Here is a 16,888-nt window from a genome sequence, read left to right on the forward strand (position 1 = left end):
GGCGCTGTGCTTCAGTGATATAGTCTGCGCCATCCGATCGTTGCATTTTGGTGTGAAAGATTACGGTGGCCGTGGCAAGACACGGCTTTTTTGCGTAAAGCTTTTGGTTGTTCTCTGCGATTGGCCGTAGCTCCGGCACCGGATAAAAATGCGTATCCAGCGCTGACCGGTGGCCCGTGTTTAGTAGCTTAGCTAATCCTTATTATGGACTTAAAACGCGTTATGTTGTCTGCTAATCAAACTGTCAGCGAAATGTTGCCTGCGCATGGCTGTCGTCATGTGGCCATTATTATGGATGGCAACGGGCGTTGGGCAAAACGGCAAGGAAAGATCCGCGCCTTTGGCCATAAAGCCGGCGCTAAATCTGTTCGTCGCGCCGTCTCTTTCGCGGCGAATAATGGTATTGAAGCGTTGACGTTATACGCGTTCAGCAGTGAAAACTGGAATCGCCCGGCGCAGGAAGTCAGCGCGCTGATGGAGCTGTTTGTCTGGGCGCTGGATAGCGAAGTGAAAAGTCTGCACCGGCATAATGTGCGTCTGCGTATTATCGGCGAGACCACGCGCTTCAATGCGCGTCTCCAGGAGCGTATTCGCAAAGCGGAGGCGCTGACTGAGAACAACACCGGTTTGACCCTGAATATTGCGGCGAACTACGGCGGTCGCTGGGATATCGTCCAGGGCGTTCGTCATCTGGCCAAACAGGTGCAAGACGGGGTGCTTCAGCCCGAGCAAATCACAGAAGAGATGCTGAGCCAGCAGGTCTGCATGCATGAACTGGCTCCCGTAGATTTAGTTATTAGGACCGGGGGAGAGCATCGCATTAGTAATTTTTTGATTTGGCAAATTGCCTATGCCGAACTTTACTTTACGGATGTTCTTTGGCCCGATTTCGCTGAACAGGACTTTGAAGGTGCACTCCATGCCTTTGTTAATCGAGAGCGTCGCTTCGGCGGCACTGAGCCGGGCGGCAACAATGCCTGATGGGGGTCACTTTTGCTGAAGTATCGCCTGATTTCTGCTTTCGTCTTAATACCCGTTGTTATTGCGGCGCTTTTTTTACTGCCGCCCGCGGGTTTTGCCATCGTTACGCTAGTCGTCTGTATGCTCGCCGCGTGGGAGTGGGGGCAATTTAGCGGTTTCACTTCAACTACCCAGAGAGTCTGGCTGTCAGTGCTTTGCGGTCTGCTGCTGGCGCTGATGCTATTCCTGATGCCGGAATACCATTATGACGTTCATCAACCGCTGGTTGAGGGCGCGCTATGGGCATCATTAGGCTGGTGGGTCGTCGCGCTGCTTTTAGTGCTCACTTACCCCGCTTCAGCGGCTTTCTGGCGCAATTCAAAAACGCTCCGTCTGATTTTTGGCGTCCTGACCATCGTGCCGTTTTTTTGGGGCATGCTGGCGCTTCGGGCCTGGCATTATACCGATGACCATTATAGCGGTGCGCTGTGGTTGCTGTACGTGATGATTCTGGTCTGGGGCGCGGATTCCGGCGCTTACATGTTCGGAAAAATGTTCGGTAAGCATAAGCTGGCGCCAAAGGTTTCTCCGGGTAAAACCTGGCAGGGTTTTTTCGGCGGTCTGTTAACGGCAGCTGTTATCTCCTGGGCTTACGGCTGGTGGGCCCATCTGAATGTTACGCCGATGGTGCTGCTGGTGTGTTCTATTGTCGCGGCCCTGGCTTCGGTACTCGGCGACCTGACCGAAAGCATGTTTAAACGCGAAGCTGGCATTAAAGATAGCGGAAATCTGATTCCCGGACACGGCGGTATCCTCGATCGTATCGATAGCCTGACGGCCGCGGTGCCCGTGTTTGCTTGCCTACTCTTGTTGGTTTTCAGGACGATTTGACGGAAGGTTTTATGCTGAGCGTTCTCTGGAATTTGGCTGCTTTTATTATTGCGCTGGGCGTGTTGATCACCGTCCATGAGTTTGGCCATTTCTGGGTTGCTCGCCGCTGCGGTATCCGCGTTGAGCGTTTCTCAATCGGCTTTGGCAAAGCGCTGTGGCGCCGTTTTGACAAGCAAGGAACGGAATTTATTATCGCCCTTATTCCGCTGGGCGGTTATGTCAAAATGCTCGACGAACGCGTTGAGCCCGTGGCGCCAGAGATGCGTCACTCCGCGTTTAACAACAAAACCGTCGGCCAGCGCGCCGCCGTTATTGCCGCGGGGCCAATCGCGAACTTCCTTTTTGCCATTTTTGCCTACTGGCTGGTGTTTATTATCGGCGTGCCAGGCGTGCGTCCGGTCGTTGGCGACATAACGCCCAACTCGATCGCCGCGCAAGCACAAATTGCAAAAGGAACGGAACTTAAAGCGATAGATGGCATCGAAACGCCTGATTGGGATGCAGTACGTATGGCGCTGGTGGCGAAGATAGGCGATCGGCAAACAATAGTTACGGTCGCCCCTTTCGGGACCAATCAACGTCAGGATAAAATCCTCGATCTGCAGCACTGGGCGTTTGAGCCGGATAAACAAGATCCGGTTGCCTCGTTGGGCATTCAGCCTCGCAGCGCGCAGATTGATACCGTCCTGGCTGAAGTACAATCTGACTCGGCGGCGCAGAAGGCGGGTTTGCAAGCGGGCGACAGGATCGTTAAAGTCGATGGTCAACCGTTAACGCAGTGGATGACGTTTGTTAATCTGGTGCGTGATAATCCGGGTAGGGCATTAGTTCTGGACATCGAGCGGCAGGGTAGTCCCCTGTCGGTGACCTTGACGCCGGATACGAAGTCTACCAAAGGCAAAGCGGAGGGGTTTGCAGGGGTCGTACCTAAGGTCATCCCGCTGCCTGATGAATATAAGACAGTGCGTCAGTACGGGCCGTTTGCCGCCATCGCTGAAGCCACGGATAAAACCTGGCAGCTGATGTCGTTAACGGTCCGAATGCTGGGCAAATTGATAACCGGTGATGTCAAACTGAACAACCTCAGCGGGCCGATTTCTATCGCCCAGGGGGCTGGGATGTCAGCGGAATTTGGGTTGATTTACTATCTGATGTTCCTTGCGCTGATCAGCGTGAACCTCGGCATAATCAACCTGTTCCCGCTTCCCGTTCTCGACGGGGGACATCTGCTGTTTTTGGCGATTGAAAAGCTGAAAGGCGGGCCGGTATCCGAGCGAGTTCAAGACTTTAGTTATCGCATTGGCTCAATATTGCTGGTGCTGTTAATGGGGCTTGCACTTTTCAATGATTTCTCTCGGTTGTAAGAGAGTTTGTTAGGAAGAACGCATAATAACGATGGCGATGAAAAAGTTGCTCATAGCGTCGCTGCTGTTTAGCAGCGCAACCGTATACGGTGCTGACGGGTTCGTGGTGAAGGACATTCATTTCGAAGGCCTTCAGCGAGTCGCTGTTGGTGCGGCCCTCCTCAGTATGCCAGTGCGTCCTGGCGATACCGTAACCGATGATGATATCAGTAACACCATCCGTGCTCTGTTTGCCACCGGCAACTTTGAGGACGTCCGCGTACTGCGCGATGGTGATACCCTGCTGGTGCAGGTGAAAGAGCGTCCAACGATTGCCAGCATCACTTTCTCCGGTAACAAGTCGGTGAAAGATGACATGCTCAAGCAAAACCTTGAGGCATCCGGCGTGCGCGTAGGGGAATCCCTCGATCGCACCACGCTGGCTGATATCGAAAAGGGGCTGGAGGATTTCTACTACAGCGTCGGTAAGTACAGCGCCAGCGTTAAAGCTGTCGTGACGCCGCTGCCGCGTAACCGTGTCGACCTGAAGCTGGTATTCCAGGAAGGCGTCTCGGCGAAAATCCAGCAGATCAATATCGTCGGTAACCACGCATTCAGCACCGATGAACTCATTTCTACCTTCCAGCTGCGCGATGAAGTGCCGTGGTGGAACGTGGTGGGCGATCGTAAATATCAGAAACAGAAGCTGGCGGGAGATCTTGAAACGCTGCGCAGCTACTATCTGGATCGCGGCTATGCTCGTTTCAACATTGACTCCACGCAGGTCAGCCTGACGCCGGACAAAAAAGGTATCTACATCACCATCAACATTACCGAAGGCGATCAGTACAAGCTTTCTGGTGTGCAGGTGACGGGTGACCTGGCGGGGCATTCGGCAGAAATCGAAGCGCTGACCAAAGTGGAGCCGGGCGAGCTGTATAACGGCACCAAAGTGACCAAAATGGAGAATGACATTAAGAAACTCCTCGGTCGCTACGGCTATGCCTATCCGCGCGTTCAGTCCCAGCCGGAAATCAGCGATAGCGATAAGACCGTGAAGCTGCACGTGAATGTCGATGCGGGTAACCGCTACTACGTGCGTAAAATTCGCTTCGAAGGCAACGATACCTCGAAAGATGCCGTTCTGCGTCGCGAAATGCGTCAGATGGAAGGCGCCTGGCTGGGCAGCGACCTGGTCGATCAGGGTAAAGATCGTCTGAACCGTTTAGGCTACTTTGAAACGGTTGATACCGATACGCAGCGCGTTCCGGGCAGCCCGGATCAGGTTGACGTGGTCTATAAGGTTAAAGAGCGTAACACCGGTAGCTTTAACTTCGGCGTTGGTTACGGTACGGAAAGCGGCGTCAGCTTCCAGGCCGGCGTTCAGCAGGATAACTGGCTCGGTACCGGCTATTCCGTTGGGATTAACGGCACCAAAAACGACTATCAGACCTATACTGAACTGTCGGTGACGAACCCGTACTTTACCGTGGATGGCGTCAGCCTCGGCGGTCGTGTTTTCTATAACGACTTCGACGCTAACGATGCGGACCTGTCTGACTATACCAACAAAAGCTATGGTACAGACATCACGCTGGGCTTCCCGGTTAACGAATACAATACGCTGCGTGCGGGCCTGGGCTATGTGCATAACAAGCTGTCCAACATGCAGCCTCAGGTATCCATGTGGCGTTATCTGAATTCGATGGGGCAGTATCCGGACAACACCAACGACAGGAACTCGTTCAGCGCTGACGACTTCACCTTCAACTACGGCTGGACGTATAACAAGCTCGACCGTGGCTTCTTCCCGACCGAAGGCTCACGGGTCAACCTGAATGGTAAAGTAACGATTCCGGGATCGGATAACGAATACTACAAAGCGACGCTCGATACCGCGACCTATGTACCGATCGATGACGATCATAAATGGGTGATGTTGGGTCGTACCCGCTTTGGTTATGGCGATGGTCTGGGCGGTAAAGAGATGCCGTTCTATGAGAACTTCTATGCCGGTGGTTCAAGCACCGTGCGTGGCTTCCAGTCCAACACTATCGGTCCGAAAGCAGTTTATTTCCCGGCCAGCAGCCGTCATGACGATGATGACAGCTACGATAACGAATGTAAGAGCAGCGAGTCCGCACCGTGTAAGTCTGATGATGCGGTGGGCGGTAACGCCATGGCGGTTGCCAGCCTCGAGCTGATCACCCCGACGCCGTTTATTAGCGATAAATATGCGAACTCGGTCCGTACTTCCGTCTTCTGGGATATGGGTACCGTGTGGGATACTCACTGGGATTCAGCCGCATATGGGGGTTACCCGGACTACAGCGATCCAAGCAATATCCGTATGTCTGCGGGTATCGCAGTACAGTGGATGTCGCCGTTAGGGCCGTTGGTATTCTCCTACGCTCAGCCGTTTAAAAAGTACGATGGAGACAAAGCCGAACAGTTCCAGTTTAACATCGGTAAAACCTGGTAATGGTATTGGCTACAATGGAATGTAAGTGCAGTTGCAGTATAGCGCTGACTATTGGCGATAACTGAGGTTGTCGCCTGGCCACGCAAATAACGGTACCCCTGGGTACTCATGGGATGGTAAGGAGTTAATTGTGAAAAAGTGGTTATTAGCTGCAGGTCTGGGTTTAGCAATGGTAACTTCCGCTCAGGCGGCAGATAAAATTGCAATGGTTAACATGAACAGCCTCTTCCAACAGGTTGCCCAGAAAACAGGCGTTTCTAACACGCTGGAAAACGAGTTTAAAGGCCGCGCGAGCGAGCTGCAGCGTATGGAAGGCGACCTGCAGTCTAAAATGCAGCGTCTGCAGTCCATGAAAGCGGGCTCTGACCGTACCAAACTGGAAAAAGACGTGATGGCTCAGCGCCAGACTTTCTCCCAGAAAGCGCAGTCTTTCGAACAGGATCGTGCACGTCGTTCTAACGAAGAGCGCGGCAAGCTGGTGACTCGTATTCAGAGCGCCGTGCAGAGCGTGGCTAAAGATCAGAGCATCGATCTGGTTGTTGACTCTAATGCCGTTGCATACAACAGCAGCGATGTAAAAGACATCACCGCTGATGTGCTGAAACAGGTTAAATAAGTAATGCCTTCAATTCGACTGGCTGATTTAGCCCAGCAGTTGGATGCAGAATTACACGGTGATGGCGATATCGTCATCACCGGCGTTGCGTCCATGCAGTCCGCACAAGCGGGCGATATTACTTTCATGGTAAATCCTAAGTACCGTGAACACCTGGCCGCTTGCCAGGCATCTGCCGTCGTGATGACGCAGGATGATTTACCTTTTGCTCATAGCGCCGCGCTGGTAGTGCGTAATCCCTACCTGACCTACGCGCGCATGGCTCAAATTCTTGATACCACGCCGCAGCCGGCGCAGGATATCGCGCCCAGCGCGGTCATCGATGCGACGGCGAAGCTGGGTACCCACGTGGCGATTGGCCCAAACGCCGTGATTGAATCGGGCGTCATCCTCGGTGATAACGTGGTTATCGGCGCGGGCTGCTTCGTTGGGAAAAATACGAAAATAGGTGCCGGCTCGCGTTTATGGGCCAACGTCACCGTTTACCACGACATTGAGATCGGCGAGAATTGCCTGATCCAGTCCAGCACGGTGATTGGCGCAGATGGCTTCGGCTACGCGAACGATCGCGGCAACTGGGTTAAGATCCCACAGCTGGGTCGCGTGATTATTGGCGATCGCGTGGAGATTGGCGCCTGCACGACCATTGACCGTGGTGCGCTGGACGACACCGTCATCGGTAACGGCGTGATTATTGATAACCAGTGTCAAATCGCGCACAACGTGGTGATTGGCGACAACACCGCGGTTGCTGGCGGCGTCATCATGGCGGGCAGCCTGAAGATCGGCCGCTACTGCATGATTGGCGGAGCCAGCGTGATCAACGGCCATATGGAAATCTGCGATAAAGTCACCGTCACGGGGATGGGAATGGTTATGCGTCCCATCACCGAGCCAGGGGTTTACTCTTCAGGTATCCCGCTGCAGCCGAATAAGGTCTGGCGTAAGACCGCTGCGCTGGTACTGAATATTGATGATATGAGCAAGCGCCTCAAAGCCATTGAGCGCAAGGTTAATCAACAAGATTAGTGCTGCGTCCAGCCACATTAAATTTTCGGCCTGTTGCATTCATGAGATTGCCGCAGGCCGTGTTATTATTGCCTTTTAGGATATTTAGACAGGAAGAGTATTTTGACTACTGACACTCATACTCTGCACATTGAAGAGATTCTGGAACTTCTGCCTCACCGATACCCGTTCCTGCTGGTCGATCGCGTGCTGGATTTTGAAGAAGGTCGTTTTCTACGCGCAGTTAAAAATGTTTCTGTAAATGAGCCGTTTTTCCAGGGGCATTTCCCTGGTAAGCCGATTTTACCGGGCGTATTGATTCTCGAAGCTATGGCCCAGGCCACCGGCATTCTGGCATTCAAAAGCGTTGGAAAACTGGAACCGGGCGAGCTGTATTATTTTGCCGGGATTGACGAAGCGCGTTTCAAACGTCCGGTCGTGCCTGGCGATCAGATGATTATGGAAGTCACTTTTGAAAAAACCCGCCGCGGTCTGACTCGCTTTAAAGGCGTTGCAACCGTTGACGGAAAAGTGGTTTGCGAAGCAACGATGATGTGTGCCCGTAGCCGGGAGGCCTGATACGTGATTGATAAAACCGCCTTTATTCATCCTTCCGCCATTGTAGAAGAAGGCGCCGTTATTGGCGCTAACGTCCACGTTGGCCCGTTTTGTATTGTTGGTGCTAACGTCGAAATCGGCGAAGGTACCGTACTGAAATCTCATGTTGTCATCAACGGCCATACCAAAATTGGCCGCGATAACGAGATCTATCAGTTCGCTTCCATCGGCGAAGTTAACCAGGATCTGAAATATGCTGGCGAACCGACCCGCGTGGAAATTGGCGATCGCAACCGCATCCGCGAAAGCGTCACCATTCATCGTGGCACAGTACAGGGCGGTGGATTAACGAAGGTGGGCAGCGATAACCTGCTGATGATCAACGCCCACGTGGCGCACGATTGTACGCTGGGCGACCGCTGTATTCTGGCCAATAACGCGACCCTTGCAGGCCACGTTTCGCTGGATGATTTTGTTATCATCGGCGGCATGACCGCCGTGCATCAGTTCTGCATTATTGGCGCACACGTGATGGTGGGCGGCTGCTCCGGCGTAGCGCAGGACGTTCCGCCGTTCGTGATTGCGCAGGGCAACCACGCGACGCCGTTTGGCGTCAACATCGAAGGGCTGAAACGCCGCGGCTTCAGCCGTGAGGCGATCACTGCGATTCGTAACGCGTATAAGCTGCTGTACCGCAGCGGTAAAACGCTGGACGAAGCGAAAGCTGAAATTGCCGAGCTGGCGGAGCAGTATCCCGAAGTGCAGACCTTTACCGACTTTTTTGCCCGCTCCACGCGCGGCCTGATTCGTTAATGGCTGAATTGCGTCCCCTGACGATTGCCCTGGTCGCCGGAGAAACCTCCGGCGATATTCTTGGTGCCGGTCTTATCCGCGCGCTCAAAGCCCGCATACCTGATGCCCGCTTTGTCGGCGTTGCCGGGCCGTTGATGCAGGCGGAAGGCTGCGAAGCCTGGTATGAGATGGAAGAGCTAGCGGTGATGGGCATTGTGGAAGTGCTGGGTCGCCTGCGCCGTCTGCTGCATATTCGCGCCGATCTCACCCGTCGATTGACCGAGCTTAAGCCAGACGTATTCGTCGGCATTGATGCGCCTGACTTCAATATTACCCTCGAAGGTAATCTGAAGAAGCAGGGTATCAAAACCATCCATTACGTCAGCCCCTCGGTGTGGGCATGGCGGCAAAAACGCGTTTTCAAAATTGGCAGATCCACCGATCTGGTACTGGCATTTCTGCCTTTCGAAAAAGCGTTTTATGACAAATTCAACGTTCCCTGCCGGTTTATCGGCCACACGATGGCGGATGCGATGCCGCTGGACCCGGATAAAGGCGCGGCGCGCGACCGTCTGGGGATCGATCGTAACGTGCATTGCCTGGCGCTGCTGCCGGGAAGCCGCGGGGCGGAAGTTGAGATGCTCAGCGCTGATTTTCTGAAAACGGCGCAGCTCCTGCGAGACCATTATCCCGACCTGGAAGTGGTTGTTCCGCTGGTCAACGCGAAGCGGCGGGAACAGTTCGAGCGCATCAAAGCGGAAACGGCGCCGGATCTTGCCGTCCACCTGCTCGACGGCCGGGCGCGCGATGCGATGATTGCCAGCGATGCCGCGCTGCTGGCCTCCGGCACGGCTGCGCTGGAGTGTATGCTGGCTAAGTGTCCGATGGTTGTCGGCTATCGGATGAAGCCGTTTACCTTCTGGCTGGCGAAACGGCTGGTGAAGACCGACTATGTGTCGTTGCCGAATTTACTGGCCGGGCGCGAACTGGTTAAAGAACTGCTGCAGGATGAATGCCGGCCGCAGGCGCTGGCCGAGGCGCTGAAGCCGCTGCTGGCCGACGGAAAAACCAGCCACGATATGCATGAAACCTTCCGCGCGCTGCATCAGCAGATCCGCTGCAACGCTGATGAGCAGGCGGCGGATGCCGTACTGGAGTTAGCAAAATGATGGAATTCGTATATCCGCATACCCATCTGGTTGCGGGAGTCGATGAAGTCGGACGCGGCCCGCTGGTTGGCGCGGTGGTGACCGCCGCGGTTATTCTCGATCCGGCAAAGCCGATCGTCGGTCTTAACGACTCAAAAAAGCTAAGCGAAAAACGCCGCCTTGCGCTATTTGACGAGATCAAAGAAAAAGCGCTGTGCTGGAGCCTCGGTCGCGCTGAGCCGCATGAAATCGATGAGCTGAATATTTTGCACGCGACCATGCTGGCCATGCAGCGCGCCGTTGCCGGTTTGCGCGTTTCCCCTGAGTTTGTTCTTATTGATGGTAACCGCTGTCCGCCGCTGCCGATGCCGTCACTGGCGGTCGTCAAAGGCGACAGCCGAGTGGCGGAAATCAGCGCCGCGTCTATTCTGGCTAAAGTGACGCGCGATGCTGAAATGGCCTTACTGGACCGGGAGTTCCCGCAGTACGGCTTTGCGCAACATAAAGGTTATCCCACCGCTTTTCATCTGCAAAAGCTGCTGGAACATGGCGTAATCGAGCAATACCGGCGCAGCTTTGGCCCGGTGAAACGCGCGCTGGGCCTGGCGTCCTGAACCGACACGCAAGCAATTAAGTAACGCGGAATCTGAAGATGGCTGAACCACGTTTCGTACACCTGCGGGTGCACAGCGACTATTCCATGATCGATGGTCTGGCGAAAACCGGACCGTTGGTAAAAAAGGCGGCCGCGCTCGGCATGCCTGCGCTGGCGATCACTGATTTTACCAACCTTTGCGGGCTGGTGAAGTTCTACGGAGCAGGGCACGGTGCCGGAATTAAACCCATCGTCGGGGCCGATTTCCACGTCCAGAGCGATCTGCTTGGCGATGAACTGAGCCAGCTGACGGTACTGGCGGCAAATAATACTGGCTATCAAAACCTGACGCTGCTGATCTCCAAAGCCTATCAGCGCGGCTACGGCGCGGCAGGCCCGATTATCGATCGCGACTGGCTGATCGAATTAAAAGGAGGGCTGATTTTGCTCTCCGGCGGGCGTATGGGCGACGTGGGTCGTAGCCTGCTGCGCGGAAACATGGCGCTGGTGGATCAGTGCGTTGATTTTTATGAACAACATTTCCCTGATTGCTACTTCCTTGAGCTCATTCGCACCGGCCGTCAGGATGAAGAGCCCTACCTGCATGCCGCGGTAGAACTGGCGGAAACCCGCGGCCTACCGGTGGTGGCGACCAACGATGTTCGCTTCCTTGAGCCGGGCGACTTCGACGCCCATGAAATCCGCGTGGCTATCCACGACGGCTTTACCCTCGACGATCCCAAGCGTCCGCGCAACTACTCGCCGCAGCAGTATATGCGCAGCGAAGAGGAGATGTGCGAACTCTTTTCCGATATTCCCGAAGCGCTGCAAAACACCGTTGAGATCGCCAAACGCTGTAACGTGACCGTGCGCCTTGGCGAGTACTTCCTGCCGCAGTTCCCGACGGGGGATATGACCACCGAAGATTATCTGGTTAAGAAATCCAAAGAGGGTCTGGAAGAGCGTCTGGAATTCCTGTTCCCCGATCCGGATGAGCGGGCTAAACGCCGTCCTGAATATGATGAACGCCTGGATATTGAGCTGCAGGTGATTAACCAGATGGGGTTCCCGGGCTACTTCCTGATCGTTATGGAGTTTATCCAGTGGTCGAAGGATAACGGCGTGCCGGTAGGGCCGGGACGTGGTTCCGGCGCCGGATCGCTGGTGGCCTATGCGCTGAAAATTACCGACCTCGATCCGCTGGAGTTCGACCTGCTGTTCGAACGTTTCCTTAACCCGGAACGTGTCTCCATGCCCGACTTCGACGTTGACTTCTGTATGGAGAAGCGCGACCAGGTGATTGAACACGTCGCCGACATGTACGGTCGCGATGCGGTCTCGCAGATTATTACCTTCGGCACCATGGCGGCGAAAGCGGTTATTCGCGACGTTGGCCGCGTGCTGGGCCACCCGTACGGCTTTGTGGACCGCATCTCCAAGCTGGTACCGCCCGATCCGGGCATGACGCTGGCGAAAGCGTTTGAAGCCGAGCCGCAGCTGCCGGAGATTTACGAGGCGGACGAAGAGGTTAAAGCGCTGATCGACATGGCGCGTAAGCTCGAAGGGGTCACCCGTAACGCCGGTAAACATGCGGGCGGGGTGGTGATTGCGCCCACCAAAATAACCGATTTTGCCCCGCTGTACTGCGATGAAGCGGGCCAGCATCCGGTTACCCAGTTTGATAAGAACGACGTTGAATATGCCGGGCTGGTGAAGTTCGACTTCCTCGGTCTGCGTACGCTCACCATCATTAACTGGGCGCTGGAGATGATCAACGCCCGCCGTGAGAAGAACGGCGAGGGGCCGCTGGATATTGCCGCTATCCCGCTGGACGATAAAAAAAGCTTCGACATGCTGCAGCGTTCGGAAACTACCGCCGTCTTCCAGCTTGAATCGCGCGGTATGAAGGATCTGATCAAGCGTCTGCAGCCTGACTGCTTTGAAGATATGATCGCTCTGGTGGCCCTGTTCCGACCGGGGCCGCTGCAGTCGGGAATGGTGGATAACTTTATCGACCGTAAGCACGGTCGCGAAGAGATATCGTATCCGGACGTACAGTGGCAGCACGAATGTCTGAAACCGGTACTGGAGCCAACCTATGGCATTATCCTGTACCAGGAACAGGTCATGCAGATTGCCCAGGAGCTTTCCGGTTATACCCTCGGCGGCGCGGATATGCTGCGTCGTGCGATGGGTAAGAAAAAGCCGGAAGAGATGGCCAAGCAGCGCGGCACCTTTGAAGAAGGGGCGAGAAAGCGCGGCGTTGACGGCGAACTGGCGATTAAAATCTTTGACCTGGTAGAGAAGTTCGCCGGTTATGGATTTAACAAATCGCACTCTGCCGCTTATGCTTTAGTGTCCTATCAGACGCTGTGGCTGAAGGCGCACTATCCGGCTGAATTTATGGCGGCGGTAATGACCGCGGATATGGATAACACCGAGAAGGTTGTCGGCCTGGTGGATGAGTGCTGGCGGATGGGGCTGAAAATCCTGCCGCCGGATATTAACTCCGGCCTGTACCATTTTCACGTTAACGACGATGGCGAAATCGTTTATGGTATCGGCGCCATCAAAGGCGTCGGCGAAGGTCCGATAGAAGCGATCATTGAAGCCCGTAATCAGGGCGGCTATTTCCGCGAACTGTTCGATCTCTGCGCGCGTACGGATATTAAAAAGCTCAACCGCCGGGTGCTGGAAAAACTGATTATGTCCGGGGCTTTCGACCGCCTCGGGCCGCATCGCGCGGCGTTAATGAATTCACTGGGCGATGCGCTAAAAGCCGCCGATCAGCACGCCAAAGCCGAAGCTATCGGTCAGGCGGACATGTTCGGCGTACTGGCGGAAGAGCCTGAGCAAATTGAACAGTCCTACGCCAGCTGCCAGCCGTGGCCGGAACAGGTCGTGCTGGATGGCGAAAGGGAGACCCTGGGGCTGTATCTGACCGGGCATCCGATTAACCAGTACTTGAAAGAGATCGAGCGCTACGTAGGCGGCGTACGACTCAAAGACATGCATCCGACCGATCGTGGTAAAGTGACCACGGCGGCCGGGCTCGTTATTGCCGCGCGGGTCATGGTCACCAAGCGCGGCAATCGTATCGGCATCTGCACGCTGGATGACCGTTCCGGGCGTCTGGAGGTGATGTTGTTCACCGACGCCCTGGATAAATACCAGCAGCTGCTGGAAAAAGACCGCATACTTATCGTCAGCGGACAGGTCAGCTTTGATGACTTCAGCGGGGGGCTTAAAATGACCGCTCGTGAAGTCATGGACATTGACGAAGCCCGGGAAAAATATGCTCGCGGGCTTGCTATCTCGCTGACGGACAGGCAAATTGATGACCAGCTTTTAAACCGACTCCGTCAGTCTCTGGAACCCCACCGTTCGGGAACTATTCCAGTACACCTCTATTATCAGAGGGCGGATGCACGCGCGCGGTTGCGTTTTGGCGCAACATGGCGCGTCTCTCCGAGCGATCGTTTACTTAACGATCTGCGTGGCCTTATCGGCTCGGAGCAGGTGGAACTGGAGTTTGACTAATACAGGAATACTATGAGTCTGAATTTCCTTGATTTTGAACAGCCGATTGCAGAGCTGGAAGCGAAAATCGATTCTCTGACTGCGGTTAGCCGCCAGGATGAGAAACTGGATATTAATATCGATGAAGAAGTGCATCGCCTGCGTGAAAAGAGCGTAGAGCTGACGCGCAAGATCTTCGCCGATCTTGGTGCATGGCAGGTTGCGCAACTGGCGCGCCATCCACGTCGCCCGTACACCCTGGATTATGTCCGCCTGGCTTTCGACGAATTCGACGAACTGGCCGGTGACCGTGCCTATGCTGACGATAAAGCTATCGTCGGCGGGATTGCGCGTCTGGACGGGCGTCCGGTAATGATTATCGGCCACCAGAAAGGGCGCGAAACCAAAGAGAAAATTCGCCGCAACTTCGGTATGCCGGCGCCGGAAGGCTATCGTAAGGCGCTGCGCCTGATGGAAATGGCCGAACGCTTTAAAATGCCGATCATCACCTTCATCGACACCCCGGGCGCCTACCCGGGCGTCGGTGCGGAAGAGCGCGGCCAGTCTGAAGCGATTGCCCGCAACCTGCGTGAAATGTCGCGTCTGAGCGTCCCGGTTATCTGCACCGTTATCGGTGAAGGTGGTTCCGGCGGCGCGCTGGCAATCGGCGTGGGCGATAAAGTGAATATGCTGCAGTACAGCACCTATTCCGTTATCTCCCCGGAAGGCTGTGCCTCCATTTTGTGGAAAAGCGCCGATAAAGCGCCGCTGGCCGCCGAAGCGATGGGGATTGTTGCCCCGCGTCTGAAAGAGCTGAAGCTGATTGACTCCATCATTCCTGAGCCGCTGGGCGGCGCGCATCGTAATCCGGAAGTCATGGCCGCCTCTCTGAAAGCGCAGCTGCTGGCCGATCTGGCTGACCTCGATGTTCTGAGCGAAGAAGATCTGCTGAACCGTCGCTATCAGCGTCTGATGAGCTACGGCTACGCCTGATTATCTCACTCATTTTTTATCCCTGAGGGCCGGATTTTCCGGCCCTTTTTTTATGTGTTGTTTACTGAGACGAGATGAGATGAATAAGAGCTAATGTGATTAGCCGATGATGCCGATCTCCCCTAAAACTGCAGCAACTGCCAGGGATTGCGACCCGGCAGGCCGTTAACAAGGATAAAGGAGAAATACTATGGCATTGCACAAAACCGTCGCATTAAGCGCCGTGGCCGCAGGGATCATGTTAAGCCTGGGGGCCGCACAGGCCACGCCGTTGCTTGGCGCAACGGAAGCGACAACCATCAAGGCGAGTGACCTGGCCGCGAAAGAAAAAGCCTTAACCGACTTTCCGCTCATGACATCGGTAAAATCATCGATTCAAACGCTGCCGAACAGCGAAGTTGAAAAAATCGAGCCGGGTCTGGCGACCAACCCGGCAAACGTGAAGCGCGTGGAAAGCATTCTGTCCGAAAAGGATTGGGAATATCTGTTCCCGATGCGCGCGGCAGAATATACCTACTCTAACTTTCTGAAAGCTATTGGTAAATTCCCTGCGGTTTGCGGGACCTATACCGACGGACGCGATAGCGATGCCATATGCCGTAAATCTCTGGCGACCATGTTTGCCCACTTTGCTCAGGAAACCGGCGGCCACGAAAGCTGGCGCGATATTCCCGAGTGGCGCCAGGCGCTGGTTTATCTCCGTGAAGTGGGCTGGGTTGAAGGTCAGAAAGGCGGCTACAACGGGGAGTGTAACCCGGATATCTGGCAGGGGCAGACCTGGCCCTGCGGTAAAGATAAAGACGGCGACTACCTGAGCTACTTTGGCCGCGGCGCAAAACAGCTCTCCTATAACTACAACTACGGCCCGTTCTCCGATGCCATGTACGATGGCGACGTTCGTCCTCTGCTGGATAAACCGGAGCGGGTGGCGGATACCTGGATGAACCTGGCGAGCGCGGTGTTCTTCTTCGTTTACCCGCAGCCGCCGAAGCCCTCTATGCTACACGTCATCGACGGAACCTGGGTACCAAACGATCATGATAAAGCGAATGGCCTGGTTGAAGGCTTTGGGGTCACCATTCAAATTATCAACGGCGGCGTCGAGTGCGGCGGGGCGGAAGAGAACGCGCAGTCTCTGAACCGTATTGCCTACTACAAAGAGTTCGCAAACTACCTGAAAGTGCCGATTGCTGATGATGAAGTTCTCGGCTGTAAGAATATGAAGCAGTTCGATGAAGGCGGCGCGGGCGCGTTACCGATTTACTGGGAAGAGGATTGGGGATGGAGCCCGGACACCGCTGACGGCAAGACTAACGCCTGCCAGCTGGTGGGCTACCAGACGCCGTATAGCGCCTTTAAACAAGGTGACTATGCGAAGTGCGTCCAGAGCCACTTCAACGTCAATATCATCGACGATACCGGCCAGGCCGAGGATACCACCCCGGCAACGCCTGACGATACCACGCCTGCGCAGGAAACTAACGTGGCGCCGGTTGCGCGTATCGCCGGTCCGATTGGCGCTATCGAAGCGGGCGCCAGGGTTTCCCTGAGCGCGGAGGGCTCTACCGATGCGAATGGCGATAAGCTCACCTATACCTGGATGTCGCAGGACGGCCAGACTATCAGCGGACAGGATAAAGCCGTTATCACCTTTACCGCTCCGGAAAAAGATCGCGATGCGCAATATGTGGTGAGCCTGACGGTAAGCGACGGGACCTTGTCCAGCACGGCAACGTACACCCTGAACGTGAAGGCTAAAGCTGCTGCTGCGGATGAAACGACCGATGGCAAAGACAGCGACACCATCAGCTATCCTTCCTGGAGCAGTACCCAGACCTGGAAAGCGGGTGATATCGTTAATAACCACGGCGCGCTGTATCAGTGTAAACCGCTACCTGAAGGGGCGTGGTGCAACGTGGCGCCGACCTACTATGAGCCCGGCGCAGGCATTGCCTGGGGCGATGCGTGGAAAGCGCTGTAATA

Annotated in this window: 13 protein-coding genes; all 13 read left to right on the top strand. The window is 55.1% G+C overall.

The genetic code is table 11. The annotated features are described in order from the left end of the window. Window positions 1-222: 222 nt before the first annotated feature. The 13 genes from ispU (at window position 223) to F8562_RS09485 (ending at window position 16,886) form a co-directional block, all read left to right on the top strand. Entirely contained in the window at window positions 223-981 is a 759-nt protein-coding gene (gene ispU / locus F8562_RS09425; protein ID WP_004098751.1) for a (2E,6E)-farnesyl-diphosphate-specific ditrans,polycis-undecaprenyl-diphosphate synthase, read from the top strand. A gap of 12 nt (window positions 982-993) precedes the next feature. After that, window positions 994-1,851, top strand: coding sequence for a phosphatidate cytidylyltransferase (gene cdsA / locus F8562_RS09430; RefSeq protein WP_014228000.1), 858 nt, complete (start codon window positions 994-996; stop codon window positions 1,849-1,851). A gap of 11 nt (window positions 1,852-1,862) precedes the next feature. Then, on the top strand, window positions 1,863-3,215 hold the full coding sequence (rseP, locus tag F8562_RS09435) for a sigma E protease regulator RseP (RefSeq protein WP_014228001.1): 1,353 nt from the start codon (window positions 1,863-1,865) through the stop codon (window positions 3,213-3,215). Between the two features lie 31 nt (window positions 3,216-3,246). Beyond that, window positions 3,247-5,676, top strand: coding sequence for an outer membrane protein assembly factor BamA (bamA, locus tag F8562_RS09440; protein WP_032694381.1), 2,430 nt, complete (start codon window positions 3,247-3,249; stop codon window positions 5,674-5,676). 130 nt (window positions 5,677-5,806) lie between these two features. After that, entirely contained in the window at window positions 5,807-6,292 is a 486-nt protein-coding gene (gene skp / locus F8562_RS09445) for a molecular chaperone Skp (RefSeq protein ID WP_004098757.1), read from the top strand. Between the two features lie 3 nt (window positions 6,293-6,295). Then, window positions 6,296-7,321 (top strand): UDP-3-O-(3-hydroxymyristoyl)glucosamine N-acyltransferase, encoded by a 1,026-nt coding sequence (gene lpxD, locus F8562_RS09450; RefSeq protein ID WP_014837448.1) that lies wholly within the window; start codon window positions 6,296-6,298, stop codon window positions 7,319-7,321. A gap of 102 nt (window positions 7,322-7,423) precedes the next feature. Beyond that, window positions 7,424-7,879, top strand: a complete 456-nt coding sequence (fabZ, locus tag F8562_RS09455) for a 3-hydroxyacyl-ACP dehydratase FabZ (protein ID WP_004098761.1) — start codon at window positions 7,424-7,426, stop codon at window positions 7,877-7,879. Window positions 7,880-7,882: 3 nt separating this feature from the next. After that, a complete protein-coding gene (gene lpxA / locus F8562_RS09460) occupies window positions 7,883-8,671 on the top strand; it encodes an acyl-ACP--UDP-N-acetylglucosamine O-acyltransferase (protein WP_014837449.1) in 789 nt (262 codons plus the stop codon). Further along, window positions 8,671-9,819, top strand: a complete 1,149-nt coding sequence (lpxB, locus tag F8562_RS09465) for a lipid-A-disaccharide synthase (protein WP_004098764.1) — start codon at window positions 8,671-8,673, stop codon at window positions 9,817-9,819. Before lpxA ends, lpxB begins: the two co-directional genes overlap by 1 nt. Further along, entirely contained in the window at window positions 9,816-10,412 is a 597-nt protein-coding gene (rnhB, locus tag F8562_RS09470; RefSeq protein WP_014837450.1) for a ribonuclease HII, read from the top strand. Before lpxB ends, rnhB begins: the two co-directional genes overlap by 4 nt. Before the next feature lie 38 nt (window positions 10,413-10,450). Next, window positions 10,451-13,933 carry a DNA polymerase III subunit alpha gene (gene dnaE, locus F8562_RS09475; protein WP_014837451.1) on the top strand — a complete coding sequence of 1,161 codons (3,483 nt, stop codon included), beginning with the start codon at window positions 10,451-10,453 and terminating at the stop codon, window positions 13,931-13,933. A 12-nt stretch (window positions 13,934-13,945) separates the two neighbouring features. Continuing rightward, window positions 13,946-14,905, top strand: coding sequence for an acetyl-CoA carboxylase carboxyl transferase subunit alpha (accA, locus tag F8562_RS09480; RefSeq protein WP_004098771.1), 960 nt, complete (start codon window positions 13,946-13,948; stop codon window positions 14,903-14,905). A gap of 190 nt (window positions 14,906-15,095) precedes the next feature. Then, complete coding sequence (locus F8562_RS09485) at window positions 15,096-16,886, top strand: chitinase (RefSeq protein WP_014228007.1); 1,791 nt, start codon at window positions 15,096-15,098, stop codon at window positions 16,884-16,886. Window positions 16,887-16,888: the final 2 nt, after the last annotated feature.

Origin of the sequence: Klebsiella sp. RCJ4 (genome assembly GCF_009025755.1) — a bacterium.
Classification (GTDB): Bacteria; Pseudomonadota; Gammaproteobacteria; order Enterobacterales; family Enterobacteriaceae; genus Klebsiella; species Klebsiella michiganensis.

Excerpts from the sequence above, each read along its gene's own strand:
- lpxD (WP_014837448.1), top strand. The coding sequence starts at position 6,296 with ATGCCTTCAATTCGACTGGCTGATTTAGCCCAGCAGTTGGATGCAGAA.
- dnaE (WP_014837451.1), top strand. The coding sequence starts at position 10,451 with ATGGCTGAACCACGTTTCGTACACCTGCGGGTGCACAGCGACTATTCC.
- accA (WP_004098771.1), top strand. The coding sequence starts at position 13,946 with ATGAGTCTGAATTTCCTTGATTTTGAACAGCCGATTGCAGAGCTGGAA.
- rnhB (WP_014837450.1), top strand. The coding sequence starts at position 9,816 with ATGATGGAATTCGTATATCCGCATACCCATCTGGTTGCGGGAGTCGAT.
- F8562_RS09485 (WP_014228007.1), top strand. The coding sequence starts at position 15,096 with ATGGCATTGCACAAAACCGTCGCATTAAGCGCCGTGGCCGCAGGGATC.
- lpxB (WP_004098764.1), top strand. The coding sequence starts at position 8,671 with ATGGCTGAATTGCGTCCCCTGACGATTGCCCTGGTCGCCGGAGAAACC.
- ispU (WP_004098751.1), top strand. The coding sequence starts at position 223 with ATGTTGTCTGCTAATCAAACTGTCAGCGAAATGTTGCCTGCGCATGGC.
- bamA (WP_032694381.1), top strand. The coding sequence starts at position 3,247 with ATGGCGATGAAAAAGTTGCTCATAGCGTCGCTGCTGTTTAGCAGCGCA.
- rseP (WP_014228001.1), top strand. The coding sequence starts at position 1,863 with ATGCTGAGCGTTCTCTGGAATTTGGCTGCTTTTATTATTGCGCTGGGC.